Origin of the sequence: Paraflavitalea speifideaquila (assembly GCF_032395985.1) — a bacterium.
Classification (GTDB): Bacteria; Bacteroidota; Bacteroidia; order Chitinophagales; family Chitinophagaceae; genus Paraflavitalea; species Paraflavitalea speifideaquila.
This window is the reverse complement of the sequence record NZ_CP135920.1, coordinates 2,700,485-2,723,962: the sequence shown is the minus strand read 5'-3', so window position 1 is coordinate 2,723,962 and position 23,478 is coordinate 2,700,485. Positions and strand designations below refer to the sequence as shown.

At 46.6% G+C, this 23,478-nt stretch carries 21 protein-coding genes and 2 pseudogenes; 12 read left to right on the top strand and 11 right to left on the bottom strand.

The window, feature by feature from the left end; translation table 11 throughout:
- Positions 1-5: 5 nt before the first annotated feature.
- From RS881_RS18685 to RS881_RS18665, 5 genes and pseudogenes are all read right to left on the bottom strand, one after another.
- Entirely contained in the window at positions 6-8,204 is an 8,199-nt protein-coding gene (locus tag RS881_RS18685) for a beta strand repeat-containing protein (protein ID WP_315822456.1), read from the bottom strand.
- A gap of 85 nt (positions 8,205-8,289) precedes the next feature.
- Positions 8,290-8,883, bottom strand: a complete 594-nt coding sequence (locus RS881_RS18680; protein ID WP_315822455.1) for a right-handed parallel beta-helix repeat-containing protein — start codon at positions 8,881-8,883, stop codon at positions 8,290-8,292.
- On the bottom strand, positions 8,790-9,335 hold the full coding sequence (locus tag RS881_RS18675) for a hypothetical protein (RefSeq protein WP_315822454.1): 546 nt from the start codon (positions 9,333-9,335) through the stop codon (positions 8,790-8,792). The genes RS881_RS18680 and RS881_RS18675 overlap by 94 nt, the downstream gene beginning before the upstream one ends.
- Positions 9,317-9,850 (bottom strand): hypothetical protein, encoded by a 534-nt coding sequence (locus tag RS881_RS18670; RefSeq protein WP_315822453.1) that lies wholly within the window; start codon positions 9,848-9,850, stop codon positions 9,317-9,319. The genes RS881_RS18675 and RS881_RS18670 overlap by 19 nt, the downstream gene beginning before the upstream one ends.
- A 639-nt stretch (positions 9,851-10,489) precedes the next feature.
- A pseudogene (locus RS881_RS18665) lies at positions 10,490-11,838 on the bottom strand (ISNCY family transposase).
- A 491-nt stretch (positions 11,839-12,329) separates the two neighbouring features.
- Between RS881_RS18665 and RS881_RS18660 the strand changes: the two are divergent.
- The 6 genes and pseudogenes from RS881_RS18660 to RS881_RS18635 all read left to right on the top strand — a co-directional run bounded on the left by RS881_RS18660 (position 12,330) and on the right by RS881_RS18635 (position 14,372).
- Positions 12,330-12,845 (top strand): response regulator, encoded by a 516-nt coding sequence (locus RS881_RS18660; protein ID WP_315824534.1) that lies wholly within the window; start codon positions 12,330-12,332, stop codon positions 12,843-12,845.
- 29 nt (positions 12,846-12,874) lie between these two features.
- Positions 12,875-13,060: a helix-turn-helix domain-containing protein gene (locus RS881_RS18655; protein WP_315822452.1), complete on the top strand. Its 186-nt coding sequence runs from the start codon at positions 12,875-12,877 to the stop codon at positions 13,058-13,060.
- Between the two features lie 9 nt (positions 13,061-13,069).
- Positions 13,070-13,375, top strand: coding sequence for a hypothetical protein (locus RS881_RS18650; protein ID WP_315822451.1), 306 nt, complete (start codon positions 13,070-13,072; stop codon positions 13,373-13,375).
- A pseudogene (locus tag RS881_RS18645) lies at positions 13,372-13,506 on the top strand (chloride channel protein); the annotation flags it as partial. The gene RS881_RS18650 and the pseudogene RS881_RS18645, both read left to right, overlap by 4 nt.
- A gap of 40 nt (positions 13,507-13,546) precedes the next feature.
- Complete coding sequence (locus tag RS881_RS18640; RefSeq protein WP_315822450.1) at positions 13,547-14,017, top strand: chloride channel protein; 471 nt, start codon at positions 13,547-13,549, stop codon at positions 14,015-14,017.
- A gap of 121 nt (positions 14,018-14,138) precedes the next feature.
- Entirely contained in the window at positions 14,139-14,372 is a 234-nt protein-coding gene (locus RS881_RS18635; RefSeq protein ID WP_315822449.1) for a chloride channel protein, read from the top strand.
- 44 nt (positions 14,373-14,416) lie between these two features.
- Here the strand turns inward: RS881_RS18635 and RS881_RS18630 are convergent, their stop codons facing one another.
- The 6 genes from RS881_RS18630 to RS881_RS18605 form a co-directional block, all read right to left on the bottom strand.
- Complete coding sequence (locus RS881_RS18630) at positions 14,417-16,126, bottom strand: sensor histidine kinase (protein ID WP_315822448.1); 1,710 nt, start codon at positions 16,124-16,126, stop codon at positions 14,417-14,419.
- A complete protein-coding gene (locus RS881_RS18625) occupies positions 16,072-16,500 on the bottom strand; it encodes a hypothetical protein (protein ID WP_315822447.1) in 429 nt (142 codons plus the stop codon). The genes RS881_RS18630 and RS881_RS18625 overlap by 55 nt, the downstream gene beginning before the upstream one ends.
- Positions 16,461-16,694, bottom strand: a complete 234-nt coding sequence (locus RS881_RS18620) for a hypothetical protein (RefSeq protein WP_315822446.1) — start codon at positions 16,692-16,694, stop codon at positions 16,461-16,463. The genes RS881_RS18625 and RS881_RS18620 overlap by 40 nt, the downstream gene beginning before the upstream one ends.
- A 193-nt stretch (positions 16,695-16,887) precedes the next feature.
- Positions 16,888-17,499: a two-component regulator propeller domain-containing protein gene (locus RS881_RS18615; protein ID WP_315822445.1), complete on the bottom strand. Its 612-nt coding sequence runs from the start codon at positions 17,497-17,499 to the stop codon at positions 16,888-16,890.
- A 705-nt stretch (positions 17,500-18,204) separates the two neighbouring features.
- Positions 18,205-18,387 (bottom strand): hypothetical protein, encoded by a 183-nt coding sequence (locus RS881_RS18610; RefSeq protein WP_315822444.1) that lies wholly within the window; start codon positions 18,385-18,387, stop codon positions 18,205-18,207.
- On the bottom strand, positions 18,384-18,941 hold the full coding sequence (locus RS881_RS18605) for a cupin domain-containing protein (protein WP_315822443.1): 558 nt from the start codon (positions 18,939-18,941) through the stop codon (positions 18,384-18,386). The genes RS881_RS18610 and RS881_RS18605 overlap by 4 nt, the downstream gene beginning before the upstream one ends.
- 426 nt (positions 18,942-19,367) lie before the next feature.
- Between RS881_RS18605 and RS881_RS18600 the strand changes: the two genes are divergently transcribed.
- From RS881_RS18600 to RS881_RS18575, 6 genes are read left to right on the top strand one after another with little or no spacing between them, the layout of a single operon-like run.
- Positions 19,368-20,144 carry a hypothetical protein gene (locus RS881_RS18600; RefSeq protein WP_315822442.1) on the top strand — a complete coding sequence of 259 codons (777 nt, stop codon included), beginning with the start codon at positions 19,368-19,370 and terminating at the stop codon, positions 20,142-20,144.
- Entirely contained in the window at positions 20,141-20,272 is a 132-nt protein-coding gene (locus RS881_RS18595) for a hypothetical protein (protein WP_315822441.1), read from the top strand. Before RS881_RS18600 ends, RS881_RS18595 begins: the two co-directional genes overlap by 4 nt.
- Entirely contained in the window at positions 20,248-20,400 is a 153-nt protein-coding gene (locus tag RS881_RS18590) for a hypothetical protein (RefSeq protein ID WP_315822440.1), read from the top strand. The genes RS881_RS18595 and RS881_RS18590 overlap by 25 nt, the downstream gene beginning before the upstream one ends.
- 2 nt (positions 20,401-20,402) lie before the next feature.
- A complete protein-coding gene (locus RS881_RS18585) occupies positions 20,403-20,963 on the top strand; it encodes a DUF885 family protein (protein ID WP_315822439.1) in 561 nt (186 codons plus the stop codon).
- On the top strand, positions 20,960-21,091 hold the full coding sequence (locus RS881_RS18580) for a hypothetical protein (RefSeq protein WP_315822438.1): 132 nt from the start codon (positions 20,960-20,962) through the stop codon (positions 21,089-21,091). Before RS881_RS18585 ends, RS881_RS18580 begins: the two co-directional genes overlap by 4 nt.
- 35 nt (positions 21,092-21,126) lie before the next feature.
- Positions 21,127-23,394 (top strand): S9 family peptidase, encoded by a 2,268-nt coding sequence (locus RS881_RS18575; RefSeq protein ID WP_315822437.1) that lies wholly within the window; start codon positions 21,127-21,129, stop codon positions 23,392-23,394.
- The last annotated feature ends 84 nt before the right edge of the window (positions 23,395-23,478 follow it).

The following is a 23,478-nucleotide window of genomic DNA, read 5'->3' as shown; positions in this document are numbered from 1 at the left end:
GACTATTACCTATCCGGGCGCCGCCTGTTCCCGTATTCAGGGTTTAGCAACAGGTGCAACCAGGAGGTCATTTTACTGTACAGGTTTGCCTGCCCTCCTGCACCGGCCCAGGTACCGAAAAGCTCATTGGGCACGTTCACCTGCCAGAAACCGTTGGCAGTAATAACATCATTAGCATAACCTATAAAATTCCCTGAACCGCTTGTATATTGAATGATCCCGGCGCCCTGGTTGGTAGCTGCTGTACCATATCCGAGGAGATAACGGCTCGCACCAATATTGTTCAGGCTGCCTACACCGATCAGCGTTCTCGCGGAACTACCTATCGGCAGCTTGGTCACATCCAGGTTCAGATACTGGTTGGTGCCGTTGAATTTCACGACGGGATTATAGTTGATATTGTCTGTAACATTTTGCTGGTACACGGGCTGTATGCCCGCAGTGGCCTGGTTGGCATTGTTCACTTCATTGCCATAATCCACCCATACATCCACCGGCGTACCATCTGTGTTATTTTGTATACCCCGGTCAGCCCTTACCCACAGGTTGGTGGCTCCTACCCCACCCGGTGATTTAATAAAGGCAGCCACGGTGAAGTATTGACCGGTAGTAAGGTCAACTTTGGCAGCCCAGTGCTTTTTACCATTGATGGTGATATCATACATGGGGAGGTAGGTATCTGCATTGTCAATCGTAGCATCTCCACTCACAACGAGGTACGATTGTTTTGGATTGGGCAATGCATCGTATGGGAAGGCTACTTCCACCTGTCCTACCGTACCCGTTTCCTGTACCGTCCACAACCTGGTCATGCGGTAGTTTACATTCGCATTGCCGGCCATGGGCGTTTTAAAGGTCACAGCGGCATTGTCATCGCCCCAAATGAGATAAGATTTGTCTGCTGCAAAATTGTTCACATTGCCAATATTGGTTTCGGCAACAGTCCCTAAGCCGATGGCGATACGCAAACGGGTAGTATCCGTATTACGGCTCTGTTTCTGGTTCAGTCCTTCGAGGTCATCACGGCCGATACCCGTAATACCATACTTATAAATGCTGTGGGTTGTCTTATCCCATATCACCGTATTATCCGTAGCCAGATAGCTGGTATCGCCATTAGCCAGCGTAAATCCGTATTTAAGCGCCAGGTAAGTTTCTATACGAACCCTTTCATTGGGGGTAGTTTCCATACCATATACAATGATTTCCGGTAAGGCGCCATTAAAAGGCTCTACAATGCCCTTGAGATTGCCAATACGGGCAATAGCATCCGTGTAATTAATAGAACCCGCAGTACCGCCGGTAAGCGTAGTGACCTGCTGGACACCATTTCTGTATGTCAGTGCATTCGTACCATTAAATATCGCCGATCCTCCTTTAAAGGTATGCGTACCCAATACCGGAACATTGTTCGCCAGTACAGGGCCTGTCGCCCATATATTAAAATAGCTGTCCCATATCATTTGGGTGGTGTTGAAATAGGATATATAAGCCTGCTTATCAGCAGAGGTTCCCAGGTGAAGTATGAAATTACGTCCTGCCAGGCTTGCAGGTTTCGCTACAAAGAAATGACTGATGGGAATATTGCCATTGGCGAATCCCATTTTTGATACAGTTTCAAAATAATCGTTGCTGCCATCAAATTTCATGATCGGATTGAAGTTGATGTTATCCAGCATATTGTTTTTATACAATGGCTGACTGGCGCCTGTGGCCTGAACAGCATGGTTGATGTCCGCACCAAAATCATCCCACTCATTGATAGCTGTTCCATCCACGGTAGAAGAAGTACCAAAGTCAGCACGCACCCACAAGGCAGGCGCTGCTACTCCACCCGGCACTTTCAGGTCAGTAGCAAAGGTGAAGAACTGACCGGTATTGAAATCCTTCGTAGCTACCAGGTGATTCACACCATTGATCACCAGCGGCGTCAACTGGATGTATTCATCCGTAGCATCAAACACATTATCACTGCTCACTACGAGGTATGATTTATTGGGATTGGCCAATGCATTGGCAGGAACAGCCACCCGAACATTACCCACCGTACCCGTTTCCTGTACCTTCCAGAGGCGGGCCATACGATAGTTGGCATTGGCAGCTACGATGGCTGTACGGAAAGTAACCGCCGCACTATCATCGCCCCATACGAGGTAGCTCTTATCCGCTGTGAAACTATTCGGATTGGTGGTATTGGTAGAATCAATGCTGCCCAGGCCCATGGTAACCTGCAGGCCGGTATTGATGCTGCGGCTTTGCTTTTGACTCAGGGCCTCTTCATCATCCCGGCCAATGCCGGCAATATTCTTTTTATAAGCGGCATTCGCAACAGCATCCCATACAGTGGTAGTGCCATCGGTAGCGAGGTAACTGGTACCGCCATTATTGAGCGTAATACCGTATTTCAAGGCCATATAGGTATTTACCCGTTGTTGTTGAACTGGCGTCAACGCATTGGTATAAATAATTGCCTCCGCTATCCGCCCATTATAGTTGTAGGCCCCTGCGTTCCAGCCAAGCTGGAACGCGCTATTATTGCCAACATACTGGCTGGTATTATTGCCATTGCTCACATTCATACCATTTTTGAAAATGGACTGACGGTTGGCAGCCAGTGAAATATTACTGGTAGCCATCCAGAGAATGGATTGATTGTTGATAACGCCGGCATCATAGGTTGTCCGGTTGGAAACATAAGGCGGATCCCAGTACACAATATTATCGCTCCAGGTAGCATGCAGCGAGAACTGCGTGCCCGTAGCGACGTTTTCTGTCCACACAAGCGCATTGACAGCCGCTACCTGGCTATTCACTACAAAAGTAGCGGCGCCAGTATAGGTCCCTGTTTTCAGGATAGACGCCCCCAACATACCACTGCTGCTGCCATTGAAAAGAACAACCGGATTGAAGTTGATATTATTGGTGACGTTATTCAGGAAGGTCGGCTGATTAGCGGCCGCAGGCTGCTTCACATTATTGGCAAAGGCGCTCAGGTCATTCCATTCATTGATCGCTGTATTGTTGACAACCGATGAGGTTCCAATATCCGCACGCACCCACAAAGCATGACCCGATACGCCACCCGGAGACTTTAACGGCGCACCGAAGGTGTAATAAATATCAGTACCGGTAAACAAGGCCGAAGAGAAGGTAATAGTGCCATCAGCTGCCACCGGCACTTCCTGGCTGAAAGTAGCAAAGGTGGGATCACTGCTGATGAGCAGGTAATTGTCGATGCCAATGGGTTTTATCTTGAACGTAATGGTCTGGTCCACCCAGTTTGTTTTCTGCACTTTCCATACACGGGCCATACGGCGGGTGACATTGTGGGCGCTGCCCGCAACAGTTACCGTAAAGTTGGCAGCCGAAAGTCCATTGTCACCAAATACCAGGAAGGATTTATTATTGCTAATGGTATTACTATTGGTTTCATTGGTGATAGGAATACCGGTACCCAGTGCCAGCGTTACAAAACCGGTATCGGCACTAAGCGATTGTTTGGTATACAATGCCGTGCTGTCATCGCGGCCAATACCGGTGATCCGGCTCTTATAGGTAGCATCGGCTGTCCAGTAAGTGGTGTTATCCGATGCGAGGTAGCTGGTAGTGCCATTGTTCAGAGTGATACCGTACTTCAGGCCGAGGTAGGAATCTACTGATTGGCGCTCTGCATCGGTAAGTACCCGGTTATAAACGATCACCTCACTAATATTACCCAACCAAAATAACCCCCTGCCCGCATTGATCCTTGACCCTATGGAAACAAAGTTGGCCGTAGCAGGACTCAGGGTTACGCTACCCTGGTTGTCCAACCTGAAATTCTGGTACAGTTTAGCGCCGTTGGCAAGATTGGATTGTGTTCCGCTAAACAAATAAGGTCGACCATCAACATAGGTACTTAATCCGCTTACAGACTCGATGGCAGAGCCATTCGCTTCCAGGAATTGCAGCGTTGTCGCCATTCTAAATTCTGCACCATTGGCGGCGGCCAAGCCTCCGCTGCTCACGAGTTCTCTGCCGGTAGCAAATCCCGATCCGGAGGCTGCTACAAATATGGTAGAGCTATCCGGATGCAAGCGGGTAGTATTGATATCCATGAAATCATCCGTACCATCGAACTTCAATCCATAGTTGAAATTGATAGCTTTCGCATCCGTAGCCGGTTGACCTGCTACCACACCTTGCAGCGCCTGGTGGCCATACCCCGCATAATCTTTCCAAGCGGCGCCGCTGGTATTGCCATCATCGGCACGCAGCCAGAAGTTGATGCCTTTATTAACCCCATTGGGGCCTTTAATATCTGTTGCAAAGGTGAAGTAGACGCCATCGGGCAGGTTGCTGGTGTTCAGGGTAACCGTGCTATCGGCATTCAATACATAGCGGGTATCACTTCCATTAAACACGGCGTCTGTACTTACAAGCAGCCAGGTTTGCGCATTGCCGCCCTTCAGCTTAAACGTAATATTCTGATCGGCCCAGTTGGCTGTTTTATCCACCTTGAATATTCTTGTCATCCGGTTGGTGATGCCGCTGAAACCCGTTACCGGTGTTACAAAGGCGGTGCTGGCGCCGTTATCGCCAAATACAAAGAATGATCTATTATTGGTGATAGTGCTTGTATTCAGTGCATTGCCGGTAGCCACTGTATTACCCAGTGCTATCGTTACCACGCCAGTATCAATACTTAATGATTGCTTTTGGTTCAGCGCGGTAACACTATCGCGGCCAATACCGGTGATGTGCTTTAAGTAACCGGCATTGGCAGCAGCATCAAAATAAGTGGAACCATCACCGGCCAGGTAGCCGGGCACCCCTGTAAGATTCAGGGTAAGGCCGTATTTCAATGCCAGGTATGATTGTATTTTCTGGCGATCGGTGGCCGTCATCGCAGATGAATTGTTGTACACTACAAATTCTGCTATACGGCCATTGAAGTAATCAGCGAAATGGAACACGCCCAAAGAGAAGGGCTGGTTATTACCAGTAATGCCCGTGAATGTACCATTGGTGGTGCCCACATTCGTATTGTTGAAATAGATATTGAGCTGTGAAGGCGTCTTGGTGAAACCATATAAGTTGTACCGTGGGTTGGCATAACTAACCGGCGGTGTGGGGAGTGCGGTGGTATTTACAGCCCAGTTTAAAGGCGGATAAAAGTAAACATGGCCATTACTATACGGCGCCCAGGCAGTAACACGTTCGTTGTTACTTACATATTCAGCAAACAAGCCACTACCCTGGCCATTGGAGCCTGCTCCATCAGCAGCAGTTACGGCAAATACCGCAATATTATCTATAGAAGCAGTGCCAAACAACGAGGCAGCGTTCATAACGTCTACGTTCCCGAATTTTAAAGCAGGTTGATAATTGATGTTAACCGGCAGCAGTTCTGGTTGCTGGGCCACATTAAGTTGTGTAAACGTTTTGCCATTGCCGCTGTAATCGCTCCACAGGGTAGCAGCAGCATCATAATCAGCCCGCCACCAGGCAGCGATGCCGGAAGTGACATTTCCGGGTGCAGTTAAAGCGTTAGCAAAAGTAAAGTAAGCACCATTGGGAAGTTGGCTGCTATTCAGTGTTACACGGCGGTTGGTAACGGGCAATACCAGGTCGCCCGCGCCAAAGCTCGCATCTGTACTGATAATGATAAACTGGGGCGCACTAAGACCAGTATCCGTACCGATGGTAATCGTTTGATCAGTCCAATTCGTCTTTTGCACTTTCCAGGTCCTGGCCAGGGCTATATTCACACCCGTAAGGCCAGTCACCGCAACGGAATAGGCTTTGGCAGCGCCATTATCACCTGCTACAAAGAAGGACCTGTCGGCAGTAATGATACCGGCATTCGCCGCATTACTGGCAGCAAGAGTGTTGCCCAACGCTACTGTGATATAACCAGTATCTGTACTGACAGACTGTTTTTGCAATAAAGCAGAAAGGCTATCCCTGCCAATACCAGTGATATGTTTGGAATAAATCGCATTGGCAGTGGCATCCCAGTATTTGGTAGTGCCATCACTGGCCAGGTAATCCACAGGCAGCGTGATGCCATATTTGATAGCCAGGTACGATTCTATCTGCTGACGTTGGGTAGCAGTAGTACCTGCCGCATTATTGTACACGATCAGCTCGGCTATTTTTCCATTGAATGCCTGTGCCGTAGGAATGATACCACCTACATAGAAAGGACTATTCGATCCTGCAATATTGTTCATAGCTGCCGTAGTAGTACCTACGACGATCCTGTTCCTGCTGGCGCTCATCGTGGCCGGCGAACGCAGGAAACTCCAGAGATAAGGAGTACCCAGTGTGCCGCCCCAGGCGCCCTGCGCCCGGTAACCATAAGGTGCATCCCAATAAACAATACCATCACTCCAGGGTACATGCGCATGAACATACTGCCCGTTGGAAACCAGTTCACCAAACAGGTCCTGGTTTTGAATATTATCTGTGGTAGCTATAGCGTATAGCTGTATATTATTAGTGCCGTTGGAGGTAAACATACTGGGCGCAGTCAGGTAATCATTCACACCATCGAACTTCAGCATCGGGTTGAAGTTCACGCCCGTTGGCAATACAGTCGCCTGCCGCGCAGTTTCGGTTTGTGTCGCACCATTGCCACTACCGCTGAAATCGCTCCACGCAGCGCCACTGGCAGCACCATCATCGGCACGCAGCCATAAGCCGATACCCGTCGTTACGTTACCAGGGCCCTTCACGTTAGCGCCAATGCTAAAATAGATGCCATTGCCCAATTGCGAGGAAGGGATGGTAATGCTACCTGCACCATTCAATGCCAGCTCCTGGCTGATCGTGGCAAAACTGGGATCTGTACTGACCAGCAGGTAGTTGTTGACGCCTGCCCCTTTTATTTTTAAAGTGATGTTCTGATCTGTCCAATTCGTCTTCTGTACCTTCCATACCCTGGCCATACGCCGGTTTGCAAACCCAGCAGTCACAGCAGCAGTATACGTAACTGCAGCGCCGTTGTCGCCAAAGACCAGGAAGGACTTATTGGCGCCAATAGTACTTGTATTGGAAGCATTGTCTGCCGCAATACTGCTACCCAGCGCCAGGGTAATAATACCGGTATCGGCACTCAGCGATTGCTTCTGGCTCAGGAAGGTGCTATCATCCCGCCCGATACCCGTAATATGTTTCAAATAACCGGCATTGGCAGCACCATCCCAATGAATCGTAGTACCATCAGAAGCTACATAATTACCCGGCAGGCTAATACCATATTTAATAGCAAGGTAAGCATGTACCCGGTCGATCTCTGCCGCAGTCAGTTCCCTGTCGAAAGTAACCACTTCCGCTATATCGGCTGTAGTGGTGCAACACCAGCCCGCATTATAACCACCGCCCACGAACCATTGTTCCGCATTGAAACTACCTTTATTGTATGCTGCTGTACCCAGGGTGGCCCCGTTATAATACAGGGAATGGGCGCTGGTATTGGTGAGCGAGGAAAAGAGGCCGGGTTTCCCCAAGGCGCCGGGCACAACGGGATTCTCCCACCCATTACGGTGGGTTTGGATATTCGCGCCATTCCTGCCAAAGACGATCGACTCCCCATTGGTATTGTAATCATATCCGCCGGAAGCATTGTCGTATACCACGTATACACGGCTGCCGTCTGCAGCAGCAGTATTTTTATTGAAAACAGCAAAAGAAGTAATATTCGGACTATTCAACCAGGTACTGCCATTACCGGCTGCCTGCATCGCAGCACCGTTAAAATAGCCCGTGGGGTTGAAGTTGATCCCTGCTTTTTTATAGGTAACGGTACCGGTTGAAGTGCCTCCATCAGGCGCACCACCAAGACTGAAATTAACCCACTTGTTCACCACCTGCCCATCCGTAGTGGGCGCACTGGTATTATTCATAAGCCCGGCATCGGCCCGCAGCCACAATTTTATATTGGCATCTACATTACCGGGGCCCTGTGTACCGATGTACAACCTGTCACTAAATTCAGAAGTACCGCAATTATTGGCGGGTATCAGTAGCGTAGCTGTCCAGAAACCAACTCCCGTGGCCCCCGGCCCGGTATTGTAGGTAACCGTCCGGGTATTATTACCGCTGGTAAGTCCGGTTAACCTGGTCACGAAATACTGACCACTATTAGCCGAAGTAGCAGGATCATTGGCATAAATATCCACCGTATAGCCAGTCGGCACAATAGCCGGCAAATTGATCACCAGTTGGTATTGTCCGCCCCCAATGAGGTCGAGGAAACCAGCACCGGCCGGTTGACACCTTCATAGCCACAATTGCCTGTATTGATCACATCAATACCGCCCCGCTATTGTTATAGATCGAATTTTGTGTGATCTGTATTTTATCGGGCTGGTCTATATGGATACCAGCACCACCGTTATCATATACAACACAACCCGTGACGGCCACGTCGGTAACCGCCGACCCGCCATGCAGCCAGATACCATGGTTCACATGGTTGTACACCGTATCCCCGGTAAGGTCAATGTCCGATACGGCATTGGCCACATTGGCCACAATGCCACTACGCCCACCCGGCAATCCTTTGAAAGATGAATTGATAATATCTACATTGCTGCGTGGTGCATTATTGTAGAATTCTATACCATCAAAATTATTCGTGAAAGTAGAATTGGTCAGTTGAAAATTGGTATTGGCGCCTCCCACATAAATACCATCCGTATCAAATTCATTGACAGTAAGACTGTCCAGCGTAATGTCATTGGCGGTACCCATAAATACAAGCCCCAGATCAGCATCATCTGTATTGCCGGGCTTATCTCCATTCAGTAGGGTATTACGGATATTGACATTGCCGGCAGTGCTTTCAAAACGGATAAACTGCGCACCACCATACAAGCCGGGTATCGTATTCTCCAATACCGCATGATTAATGGATACATTACTGGCAGCACCCTAAACCAAATAAAATAAATATCACTTTCATGCAGGCGTACCGTATCCATCGTAACACCGTCCACGGTATTGTCAAACCAGATGGGATAATCGCCATCGTCATCGGCGCCAATCGTATTCAGATCGATCACCACCTGCTTTAGCTGGATATTGGTATTGACAAGATCCGAGTAAAAACCCATCGACACGCCCGTGGGCAAAGAATCGAGGGTAACGTTGCGCAACAAAACATTATTAGCGGTCTCTACAGGACCGCCGGTATTATCGAGTACAATGGCATTCTGAAAACCGCTGACATAACTATTGGTAAAGGTCCAGCCGTTGACAGAGGCATCCCGGAAGACGATACCTTCACATCCCCTGGTATTGCCCTGCGTACTCAGGTTGATGCCATCCATTACCAGGTTGGTTTGCATACCCCCGGCAAAGTAAATGGCCCTGCCAACGTTGGGGAGGAACTACCGCAGGGCTCCACATCAGTAGAACGAAGGTTGCGGAGCGTAAGACCCGTAGACCCTCCTTCCACATATACCAGCGAGTTGAGGTAATTACCCGTTGTACTGCTGGTGGTAATATTTTCTACCACTACACCAGTCGTATTGCCACGCACAATGATATCTATATCACCATTATTGGTCAGCGTAAAATTACGGACCGTCACATTATCCGCCTGGATATCGAAAGGATTGATGATGGAATTCGTTCCGTTGGAGTTGATCGTGATCTTGTGCTGTCCATCAATGGTCACCTGGCTTTGCTTGATCGTAGGAAGCGAGGTCAAAATAGTGATTTGCCCATACACATTAAATACGATATTATGAGGCCCCGCTCCGGCTGCATTCACATCAAGAATGGCCTGTCGGAAAGAGCCGGGTCCGGCATCATACGTATTGGTAACAGGAAAAGTTGCCGCCGCAGCGCCCCCTGCCAATCAACAAGCCTGCTAGTAAAAGCAGCAGGTAACTCACAGGATGGCATACGTTTTTAATAGGAATGAAGGATTCATTTTTCTCATAAACACTAGTATTGTAAAGGCAAAAGATTACTTGACCCTTTGGTAATACAAAAGGCAATGAATGAAATGATCATTGCTGTCACCACGAGACCATACTTCCTATAAGAAGCATTGGTCTACACCAGTTGGATCAGGGGTGCTACTATGAATAAGAAACCAGGAATTGAGCCGGTTACACAATCATCAAATGTATAATTTGTGTATTTAACACCGTGTAGTAGAACTTTAATTCCCGTGTAGTAAAAAATTTTACAAATACCTGTTGGCAGTCAAAGTATAAAGAAAGCAGAAGTTAGAAGCAGGAATTATTATTCCCGCTTCCGGCCTTCTGTTCCGTCCTGCAATTACTATAATTAGTGTCTGTCCATAAAGTCTCAATTTCTATTGTCTAACCAAACAGTCTATAAATAATGTAGACATTATGGATATTATTTTAAATGACTTTTTCAGGTATTTTCAGGGTTTAGCATTTTTTGAGGCATGATAAGCGTTTTTACCATTTTCTTTTACTCCAGGACATGCCTTTCCCCTGTACTGCTTTATAAGTAGGCGGTATCAGGCTGTTTTTAGTAAAGACAGCATGGCCGCCGTCATTACCCGTATGTTATACCCAATAACGCTCCACATTACTTTGGCCTCAAAATGTTCAAATCCTTTCCAATTACAACGGAACAATCCAAACCCTCTTTTTATGTTGGAGATATTGGCTTCTATGCCGCTTCTCCATTTCTTTAATCTGGTTGCCCGGTTCTTACTGCTTACTTTATTTTGAAGACTGCCTACTATCTTATTGAATACAATATTCACAATACCCTTTTTCTCTGCATACTTCAGGTTATCTTTAGAAGCGTAGCCACCATCGGTTACCATATCACGGGGAACGACCCCATATATCTTCTTAATTTTATCAATGGTTCCCGCGTACAGCGATTTATCTGATGGGTTGCCCCTTAACACTTCGCAGCTTACAATCAGATTGCTTTTACTTGTCACCAGATTGATCTTATGACCAAATGCAGCTTCCCGCTGACCTTTAACAATGATATCTGTATGCTGCTCATAGATTGAAAATATTTTCTCTTCATTCGGTACTTTCAAGCCCATAAGCTCTTTACGCTCAGCAATACTATATACATGCTCCATTACGGGCAGCAATTGTTCCAGGGATAGTTCGATGCACATTCCTCTAAAACTAAAGCTTGACTTTTTTTTTTACTGCATTGGCTACCTGGTTAATGCTTTGGTGAAAATATTCAATTGCTTTTTGAATAGGTCTGCCCGCTTGTCTGCGCTTCGTGTATTATTAATCTTAAAAAATAACCGCTTGGCTCGTTTGCGATAATCCTGCCATTCAAGCTGGCTCGCTTCTTCCTGCAACTGCTCCAGCAACCGGTGACTATCTTTAATACAATCCCACACCAGGGAATTGTTTGTAGGGTAGTGAATATTAGTTTCTACTACCGTACTGTCCTGGCGCAATTGATTGATGTCTTCCAGCCCTTCGTGAATGGCTATCTTGTTTAGTTCTACCAGCAACCGTTCCAGATTTTCTGCTTTGATTCGTGAGATGTATTTGTGGTACACCTGGAAACTGTATGGACGCAGATCATCAATTTTTACAAACCGGGCGCAAATACGGGAATCACCCTGATGGTATTCCAACTCCCGGTAATCCAATTGCTTCAACTCTTTATAAATTGCCGCCCTCACGATCTGTTCTACACTGGGCACGTCTTGTCTGCCAAAATCACTGCATTTGTTGCCTTCCGTAATATCTTCTGCCACATAATTCAACAACCCCGGGTGATGATCAAGGATGGTATCCATCAATCCAAATTCGGATTGTTGGCCCAGTCAGCTTGCTGAAACTTCAATTGCAAGGGTTCAAATAATTTCATGCGCATGACACAAAATTGCAAAAATATCTTTTCAAAGATCAACCCAACTAATTACTAATCAAAATTTTATGACTTTATGGACAGACTCTAATTAGGTATATCAATAAATAAAGAAGTGTTGTGAATGATCCTTTCCATTGCCCTACCTGGAAAAGCGGGGCATTAGGAAAGAATACAACTTAGGAAAACCTGGGGAATACCTTCACTGCAAAGTTGAACGATATCCCGCGTGTACATGACCCGAAGATTGATTGCACAATATTTTGAGTAAAAACCGGCAGCCGGAAATGAGATAGCCCACCTGGCAGAAAAAACCAGGGTATAGGCTGTTGATGCATATACCCTGGCAGGTAAGCGTCAGCGTTTTTCATAGGACCTTCAGTTCTTGAATAAAACATTGGAATAATTATTTTTCTACCTCAACAAAGCTATTCTTTACGAATTAAATTTCCCCTACTACAATTTCTACAAGTATGTAGTATAAGTTCGATTGGTGTATAGAAGAAATCGTATATTACAGTCTGTTTAGTCAGGCTTCATCCTCCAACCACCAATCTGATACTCACCATGAAAGATCAAAACTATCATGTCCTGATTGCGGACGACCATGCTATTGTACGTTACGGAACCTCTTTTTAATAAAAGAATTACTCCCCGCCGGCACCGTCCGGGAAGCCCACACCTTCGATCAGGCCCTCAAATTACTGGATACAAATAAGTTCGATCTGCTGGTATTGGACATCAATATTCCCGGCGGCAACAACCTCCAGATGATAGACGTAATAAAGCTGCGCCAGCCAGATATTAAAATACTGATATTCTCAGGTTATGATGAACAGGTATATGCCCTTCGCTACCTGCAGGCCGGCGCAGACGGATACGTAGTAAAACAAGCACCTGAAACTGAATTAAAAACGGCTATCCAAACCCTGCAAAACAACGATAAGTATATCAGTCATACCGTTAGGCAAAGCCTGCTCGATGGGCTTTCCACTAAAAATCACTTTCCCTGAATCCCCTTACCTCCCTTTCCAACCGGGAAATGGAGATCATGCAACAACTGGTGATGGGCGCCGCCGTAGCAGAAATAGGAGCAACCCTTGGTTTACAGATCTCAACGGTAAGTACCTATAAAAGTCGCATCTTTGAAAAATTGAAAGTAACCAATGTGGTGGACCTGGTAGAAAAAGTAAAACTGTATGATCCTTCTACCATAAACCATGAATAATGACCGGCTTTGAACGCAATGAAAAAAATAGCTTCCTCCTTTGAACAACTCTTTATTTTCCGTCATCTGCTAAAATGGACGCTACTGACCATCCCGGTAGCAGTTGTAGCAGGTTCGCTGGCAGCATTATTCCTATGGCTGCTGGACGAAGCTACCCAACTGCAGTGGAATAATGGCTGGCTCCTATTCCTGCTTCCATTGGCAGGCATTGTTATCCATTTCTTATATAAGCTATGGGGTAAAAATGCAGAGGCAGGCAATAACCTCATCATGGATGAAATTCATGAACCCGGTGGCGGGTGCCAGCCAGGATGACCCCATTGGTAATGGTAACCACACTTATTACCCACCTATTTGGTGGCTCCGCAGGCCGTGAGGGTACCGCTGTTCAGATGGGAGGCAGCATGGCCAGTGTATTGGGAATGTGGTTCAACCTATCTAAAGAAGATACCCGTATTATATTAATGACAGGTATTGCTGCCGGTTTTGGGGCTGTTTTTGGCACCCGCTTACAGGAGCCATTTTCGCATTGGAAGTATTGGCCATCGGCAGGATCAATACAATGCATTGGTGCCCTGCCTCATGGCAGCTGTATTTGCCGATATAGCTTGCAGCGCATGGGGCATCAAACATACACACTATCACATCAATACATTTGTTGCCGCCCCTGATTCATTTACCTTTCTGCACGTTGACTTTCTCCTGCTTGCCAAAATAATCCTGGCAGGTATCACCTTCGGCCTCTCGGGCTACCTGTTTGCCCGCTTAACCCATGCTATTAAAGTCCAGGGCAATCACTTCATTACAAAACACAAATGGCTGATCCCCGTTATTGGAGGCTGCCTTATTATTCTATTAACGCTATTACTCGATACCCGCGACTACCTGGGGCTGGGCGTGATGCCCAACCATCCGGGCGGCGCTTCCATTACCACGGCATTTCAGGCCCAGGGGTAAGCACCTGGAGTTGGTTTTGGAAACTATTATTTACAGCCATTACAGTAGGCACCGGCTTTAAAGGCGGGGAAGTGACTCCCTGTTTTTTATTGGTGCCGCCCTGGGCAATACCCTGGCAGTAATGACCGGCGCGCCGGTTGATCTGCTCGCCGGCCTTGGTTTTATCGCCGTCTTTGCCGCTGCCACCAATACCCCCTTGGCCTGTACCCTCATGGGCGTAGAATTGTTTGGAACAGATCACGTACTATACTATGCAATAGCCTGCTTTACCGCTTACTATTTTAGCGGACATTCCGGTATCTATTCTTCCCAACGTATAGCCATATCCAAGTCGGGCGAAGGATCGAAGCAGTAGAAGTTATTAGCTTTAGCGATGACGGAGCAAGGGAATACTCAAAACTAATCGCCCAATGCGCTACCTACCGCTTGCCGGTTCCGAAACAGCAACGTTACCTTTGTTCCACTTTCGTGGCTGCTGCTCACCAACAAACGGCCACCTACCAATGCCAGCAACTCCTTAATTATGACCAGCCCAAAGCCTGCATGACCAACCGTATTATTGGGTTGATCACGCTCGGTTAATTCAGCATTACACCACCTCACCATGTCCGCGTGCATACCAATACCCGAATCTTCTATTACAATATGAAGCGTATCGCCCGGAACAACATATATTTTAATGTACCCTTTAAACGTCACTTTCACGGCATTATCAAGCAGGTTGTGAATAATTACACCCAACAGGTGAAAATTACTGCGCATGCTTATCCCGGCAGGCACTTCATCCAGTACAACAGTATCCTGTACCCCGGCAATGTCCCTGAATATTTCTACCTTATCGCGGATCACAGCTGCCAGATTTACTTCTTCAATCACCACCTGCTTATCCATCGATGATAGCTTAATGTATTGTAGTAAGTTATCCGTGAGGTGATACATCCTATATCCCGCTTCATACAACATCTCCGCATTCTTATGCGCATCATCCGGATCATCCCTAACCAACGATTGGTTGATGAGCCGTTTAGCCGAAAACATCATATACCGAAGCGGGGTTTTGATATCGTGCGTAATGGCCGTTATAAGCCGTTCCTGCAATTGTGTCTGCTTACGAAGCACCTCTTCCGATTCCTGCAACTCATTCAACGTAGCTTTCAGGGCAGTTGTTCGCTCATCAATCCGCATTTCCAACATCTTATTTTTATGCCTTACATATTGAAGCCGGAACCGGGTATAGATCCATATACAAAGTAAACCCAACACCACCATACACCCCTTAAACCATCCCCTTTCATAATAAGCTAAGGGAATAACCAGCACCACATTTTTATAGCGATAACTATTCATTCCAAAACCGTTCAATTTACGGATCTCCAACTGATAAGTACCTGAAGGCAGCGATGCCAGTGAAACACTTCCGTCTGTCCCGACCTTATTCCATACCTTTTTTTCAGCATGACGATTCAAAGCAAACTCCAGGCGAAGATTATAAGGATTGCCAAAGTAGGGCGTAGAAACATATAATTTAAACAGATCGAACTCCCTCGTAAAAACAAAGGTATCCAGGCCAGACATTCGTCTTCCATCTACCTCGGCCCTATCAATAAAAATGTCTTTATCCGGTAATTCTATATCGCGTTCGGCAGACTGGATCATGACCAGTCCATTCATGGAGGGAAAAGACAAATGACCATCAGGCAGCTTTATACCGCAAGGCTGACATCCCCCATTAAACTCGTTGGTATAAAAACCAGCATACTTATCATAGTAATGATAATAAATATCAGTTATTTTATTATCTGCATAGTCAAGCAGGTCTTTTTTTTTTGCCATCCTGAACAGGCCTTTATTGGTGGTGATCCAACAATAACCATGGTCATCCTCCATGAAACAATGGGAAGCATACAGGAAATGCTCCCCATCAAGCGGAAATTTAGTAAGGCGATCATTCCTGAATAGATAGAAGCCATCTTCGGCCGTGGTGATCCATACCTCATTAGCCTTGGCAATATACAGGCTACGGATATGCTTGCCCTCCAGGCCTTTTATCGTTTCTATCTTACGACTGGAGAGGTTAAGTGTATAAAGGCCTTTTTGGTACCCACCCAAAGCATCTCAGTCGTTTCCTGCTGCATATAAGTAATATCCCGCATGCCGTCAGTAAAATATTCCGGGGTAGCATCCATCATGTACAAGTTCATTACATATAAGCCTGTACTGGCGCCAATCCATAATCTGCTGTTTTTGTCTTCATAAAGCTGGTTGATCAGCGGGGTAAATTTCCATTCATCCAGCAATTGCCGCCCTCCTTTAGCCAGCTTATAAAGGGAATTGCGGTGTTTTACCCATATATAACCACTAGCATCCGTAAGCATGCTGTAACTGTCGTTGGTTTGCAACTGACGCATGGCTGGCAATATGCCTGGCTGGAACGACAAACCCATTACCTCTCCCGCTGCCGTAATGACCTGCCCATTACCCAAACTTGTTTGCGCATAAAACACATCATCACCACCAGATTGCCCGGATCGTAAAGCACTGAATGGCCTGCGGGTAAAAACATACAGCCCCGGGTAAGGCTGCCCAGGAAAAGCCGCCGGTACTCATCATCATAATAGGCCGACACAATATTATTGCCAGCCAGGTCAAAACCAGTGAGCAGTAATTGTGTATCCAATTCACCCGTAGTAAGTTGCTTTACCAGGTAAAGCGATCGGTTGAGATAAATGAATACATCTTTTGATATAAGATTCCAATACAGTTGCAGCTTCCCGCTGCTTTTGCCAAAAGCAGTATTTAATAATATATCCCCTGCAGGCTGCCTTTTTTGACAATGCCTTCCCCGTCTATACTAAATACTTCCTGATCATCTACATAATACAAGGCACTGCCCAGGTTGAAAAACGCCAGAAATCCGCATGCCGGAAATCAGTCAGGAACAGTCGTTTTTTATTTTTATACAATGACACCACTTGCCCGGTAACCAGGAAATAATCCTGGTTATTGATCGGTATGGCATAGCCGTCAAACGAAATAAAATTTTTATACAGGTTGGGCAATCCCGACGCGGGGTAAATATGGAAACGCCCATCTTTGCTATGAAGGGTACTCCAGGAAGCCTGCTGTATATGGCTGCTGTCCAGTCGGGCCTCTCCGTTTTGAACATATACAACCTGACCTACCTCATTAATGGTGTACAGGTTATCTACCTCGTTGCCGGGCATGATGGTATAAATACGGCTGGAAGCAAGTGCGAGGTTACTTTTGTTAAATACCCTGAACCGTTGCCCATCAAATCGGACCAGGCCATTTTCGGTGGCCAGCCACACAAACCCCTTTTTATCCGGGGCAATGAACTTGATACTATTCTGTGGCAAACCATTTTCATCTGTGTAGTGACGTAGCGCGTATTGCAGGGTATCTGCAGCACGTAAGCAGCTACAGGCCAATAGGCCACTCATCAAAAGGGATAGGTCTTTCATGGCGGGGAATCCGGAAAGTAAGCGATTAATGTTCTACAATAAAGTTGCGTGGAGAGTTGCTATCATTCCCTGTATCCCAACAGGAGCGATCTTATAGTCGTCAAAAATACACAAATAATGGAAACCTAAGTGGAAACCTGTAACAGCAAATAGAGAGAATTTAATATACAATGGAATATAAAACCAATAGCACTCATCCAATCAAACTTATACAAATATGTTTGACCTAAGATTTACAGGGAATTATTAATCGCAATGAACGTATACCCAAATTAACATATACAAAAAAAATAAGGGTTGCCAATTACTGCAACCCTTTGGTGAGCGCCATTTCCAGTTATGTGCTTCAGTAGGGCCAGTCAAGTTGAACGCCGGCCCAATCCCTACGTTTTGCTTCCTGCGGCTTTCCTATAAGCCAATACAAAGCTAGGACCATAGGTACTACCGCTAACCGGCTTTTACGTATCTGGTATGATTTATTGAGTAATTGACCTCAAATGCCCTGTAATTACCATTCATTACCTCGTTGCCTTAATGCCTCCTTGCCCAGTTGCCTCATTGCCGCCTTAATCAATCTTATGCAGGTATTCGTTCAGGAACTTCTTGGGGGCTGTCCGGTGATCTTCTTAAAAACCCGGTTGAAGGTCACCGCATTGGTAAAACCTGTTTGGTAGGCAACCGTGGCAATACTATCAAAATCCTGCGCTACGATCTTTTGCAGGCCTCATTGACACGTACCTCATTGAGGAAGGTAATATAGGTTTTACGCGTATGTTTTTTAAAGTATCGACAAAAAGCCTGTGGCGTAAGATGGGCGATAGAAGCGATTTGATGCAAACTGATATTCTCCGTGTAATGCGCCATCGTAAATTGATAAACATCATTCATACGCAATCCCTCTGATTCACTGATCGAGTATTCGGCCCCGGCATTGGCGAGCGTACGGTATTTTTGATCGTGGTCATCAACTGCAGCAATTGGATAAACATAGCCAGTCGAATGCCGTTGCGTGCTTCTTTTACCTGCAGCATTTTATCCATTACCTGCGGTTTATAAGCTTGGGGTATCTGCATACCCGCTGCCGTGGCCTCCAGGAACTTCTTCACTCCCTTCATTTCCGGTAGGTGCAGGATATTACTGAACAGCCCGCCCGGGTCAACAAACATCGTCAGCGCATGGATTTCCTTCTTATTCCGCTTTTCAAAATAGGCCGGATCACTTTTAAACAAATGCGGCTGGTTGGCCCCAATAATAAAAATATCACCTGGCTTAAAACGTTGCATCGAATTACCCGCAATTAACGTTCCTTCACCTTTCATTACCCAGGTAATTTGTATCTCATTATGGCGGTGCAGGTGGTTGTAAAAGTAGGGCAACACATCTTCCTGCACGATAATAGAATACTCCGTAGCTACTGGTATCGTAAACTGTACAACTTTCATACTTAACCAATATTACCACCTTTTTTTGAAAACAAAACCAGGCAGGTTAATATCGGTTAATAAGTGATTAAATGATGCATCTTAGAAAGGTGGGCCCAGGCAATCCAAACCATACATAAGTCATTGATTATTTGCAAATAATAACAATTGTCACAACAACACCAATCTCATCATTCCCTGGGTTAATATTGATACCCTCCTGCATCTCCCGGAAGCTAAATACTGTATTCCTCCTGTATTCTGTATTCTGTATTCTGTATTCTGTCTCCTGCATCCCCCTCCCAACAAATCCTGCCTGATCCTTAGCCAATCTTAACTCCTTTTATAAATGGTAAGGCACGAATCAATATTTTACTGAACTTTCAACCCTTAACCATCATGACCTTATCAACCATCAACCCATCAACTTTTCAACTAATTACTGCTATGAACCAAGCCCTCAGTTCAAAATTCGCCTTACTACTTTGTATGGTACTCTGTTTCCAGATGGGAACAGCCCAAACAAATACCCTTTACCAACAAACCAGTGAGGTCAATAACCTCATGGTGCAATACGATGCCGACCGGGGAAGCCTGAGCCGCTTCTATGCTTTAGAAAGCTCGCCCGACCGCCGCCAGCGTTTGCAGCAGTTACAAAATGACTATTTAAAACAGCTTCAACAACTGAAATTTGAATCCCTGTCCACAGGCAGCAAAGTCGATTACCTCCTTTTCAAAAGGAATATGGAGGCCCAATTGGACCTGTTGAAAGAAGAAGAACAGGAATATAATAATGTAAGCAAATGGTTTGGTTTTGCCGATCAGATCTATGAAGTGGAAAGGATCCGTCGCAGAGGTACCCAGCAAGATGCTCAAAAACTGGCGGCTACCATGAACGCCCTGGCCCTGCAGATCAATACCACGGCCAGGCAACTCGACAAAGAAACAGGTATTGACATCAGCCTTAGCCGCCGGGCCGGCGGCATCGTTCGCGGCCTGCAAGCCGCTTTAAGAAGCGTAAATGAGTTTTATACAGGGTATGACCCCGCTTATACCTGGTGGACGCCAGAGCCCCTGAAAAAGCTGGAAAGTGCATTGAGTGATTATGCCAGAAGCTGGCAGCAAAAGAAAAATCCGCCCCGGCCGGTAAAGATGATGGCAGCGGTATCATCGGATTCCCCATCGGACAAAAAGAATTGGTACGCCAGCTGCAAGCCGAAATGATCCCCTATACCCCCGAAGAACTGGTAGAGATCGCCAACAAAGAGTTTGCCTGGTGTGATGCCGAAATGCTGAAAGCTTCCCGCGAAATGGGCTTTGGCGATGATTGGAAAAAGCCATTGAGAAAGTAAAGAATACCTATGTGCCACCCGGCAAACAACCAGAAGCCATCATGAAGTTGTACAATGAAAGCATCGACTTCCTGAAAAAGAATAAACTGGTGACCATTCCCCCATTGCCGAAGAAACCTGGCGCATGAGTATGATGAGCCCCCAACGCCAATTGGTAAGCCCCTTCTTCCTGGGTGGCGAAATGCTCATCATCTCCTATCCTACCAATACCATGGCCGAAGATGATAAACTGATGAGCATGCGTGGCAACAATCCCCATTTTTCACGCGCTACTGTGCACCATGAACTGATTGCTGGTCACCACCTCCAGGGCTTCATGAATAACCGTTACAAAGCCTATCGCGATTTCCGTACCCCCTTCTGGACCGAAGGCTGGGCTTTGTATTGGGAAATGATCCTTTGGGACCTTAAATTCCCACAATCGCCCGAAGACCGTATTGGCATGCTTTTCTGGCGTATGCACCGTTGCGCCCGCATTATCTTCTCCCTGAATTATCATTTGGGTAAATGGACGCCCCAGCAATGTATCGACTTCCTTGTAGATCGCGTAAGCCATGAACGCGCCAATGCAGAGGGAGAAGTACGCCGCTCCTTTACTGGCGGATATGGTCCTTTGTACCAATTGGCATATATGATTGGCGGATTACAATTCTATGCCATGAAAAAGAACTGGTCGATAGTGGCAAGATGACCTTTAAACAATACCATGATGCCGTGTTACAGGAAAATGCCATGCCGGTAGAGATGGTACGCGCCATCCTTACCAATCAATCTTTATCAAAGGATTTCAAAACCAATTGGCGATTCTATACCAAATAGCGAAACGTTCCGATTCACGACCCAACCATCATTGTATGTTCACCCATAAGCACATCATCATTTCCACTTGCCTGGTGGCAGGCACCCTGTTGACCAATGCCCAACCCAATAAACCCACCGGCTACCAGCCCGGCCGGGAAGAAATACGGCAACGGTACCGTGATGCAGCCGAATTGGATAGCCTGGCACGCAATACCGTTTTTAAGATGACGGTGCAAGCCAACTGGCAGGCAGATAATAAAAGCTTCTGGTACCGGAATAATGGGAAAGACAGTACAACAGCCTATATCTATGTTGACGCTGTAACCGGTAAAAAAGCGCCGGCCTTTGATCATGACCAGCTGGCTACCGCTCTTAGCCAGGCTTCGGACAAAACAGTAAGCGCACAAAGATTAGGTATCAGCGCCCTGGTATTTAACAACCAAACCAAGCAGGTTAGTTTCCGCCACCAGGATAAATGGTGGCTATATGATGCTGTACAACTAACTTGTAAACCAACGCCCCCACCCGATACCGCAACAGCCAATACCCCCAACCCACGCCGCCGGCCACGGTGGGACCGCGATAGCAGGTGGGACAGCGCTTCGCCCGACAAACAATGGGTTGCTGTTATCAAAGACTACAATGTTTTTATCAGGTCTGTTGCCACCAATGAATTGATCCAATTTACCAGCGATGGCAACAAAGAAAAGCCCTATGGACAATTGGCCTGGTCGCCCGATAGCAAGTACGCCATTGGTTATAGAATTGATCCGCGTGAACAAAAGGAAGTATATTATATCCTTAGCTCACAACCCAATACCATGCGTGGTCAGTTGCGTTCCCAACGTTATGCCCAACCGGGTGATGAGTTTACCAGCTATGAAATGTATGCCTTCCGGATAGCCTCCAAAAAGGCTGTAAAGATCAACACCGAGAAATATGATTTCCTTGGTTCACCCTATATCCGCTGGCGAAAAGACAGCCGTTATTTTACCTATGAAAAAGCCGACCGTGGCCACCAGCGTTTCCGCATCATTGAAGTAGACAGTGAAACGGGCAATACCCGCAATATCATTGATGAACAAACCAATACCTTCATCTATGAACAACGCATCTTTACCCATTACCTGCCTGAGACGGATGAGATCATCTGGAGCACTGAAAAAGAGGGATGGCGCCACCTGTACCTGGTGGATGCCACCAGGGGCATTGTCAAAAATGCCATCACGGCCGGTCAATGGCCGGTGCGTGACATTGACAGTGTAGATGAAAAGAAAAGGGAAATATGGTTCCGCGCCAGTGGCATGCAATCTGGCGAAGATCCCTACAATGTACATTACTATCGCATCAGCTTCGATGGTAAAAAACTGGTATCACTTACACCCGCTCCCGGTAACCACACCCTCAGTTATTCGCCCGACAGAAAGTACTTTATCGATACGTATTCCTCACCAGCTGTAGCTCCGGTCACCTCCCTGCATCGAACAGCAGATGCCAAACCCGTTATGGAATTGGAAAAAGCGGATGTAGCTGCCTACCTGGCATTGGGCGTACCCCTGCCCGAAGTATTTGTAGCCAAAGCAAGAGATGGTAAAACCGATATATGGGGGGTAGTATGCCGGCCCCGCCATTTTGATCCCAACAAACGCTACCCCGTTATTGAAAATATCTATGCCGGTCCACAGGATGCCTTTGTGCCCAAGAACTTTATGACTTATGGCGAAATGCAAAGCATGGCCGAACTGGGTTTTATTGTAGTACAATGCGATGGTATGGGTACCGCCAACCGGTCCAAAGCATTCCATGATGTATGCTGGAAAAACCTGGCCGATGCCGGCCTCCCCGACCGCATCTTATGGATCAAGGCACTGGCTGAAAAATATCCCTATGTGGATGCTACCCGGGTGGGTGTATATGGAACATCAGCCGGTGGACAAAACTCTACCGGTGCATTGCTCTTTCATCCCGAATTTTATAAGGCAGCTGTATCAGCCTGCGGCTGTCACGATAACCGGGTAGACAAGCAGTGGTGGAATGAACAATGGATGGGTTATCCCATTGGCAGGCACTATGAAGACCAATCCAATATTACCAATGCAGCTAAATTGCAGGGAAAACTCCTGCTCATAGTTGGTGAAGCCGATACCAATGTACCCCCCGAATCAACCTATCGCCTGGCCGATGCACTGATCAAATCCAACAAAATGTTTGATTTCCTCACCATTCCCGGCATGGGCCATAGTGATGGCGGTCCCTATGGTAGAAAAAAAGAAAAGAGATTTCTTTGTAAAACAATTATTGGGCGTAGATCCGCCAGATAGAAATACCGGAGAAATAAAATAATATAAGGAAGCCTCCCGCTTGTCCGGCAACAAGGGGGCTTTCGCTTTGTAGAATACATATTA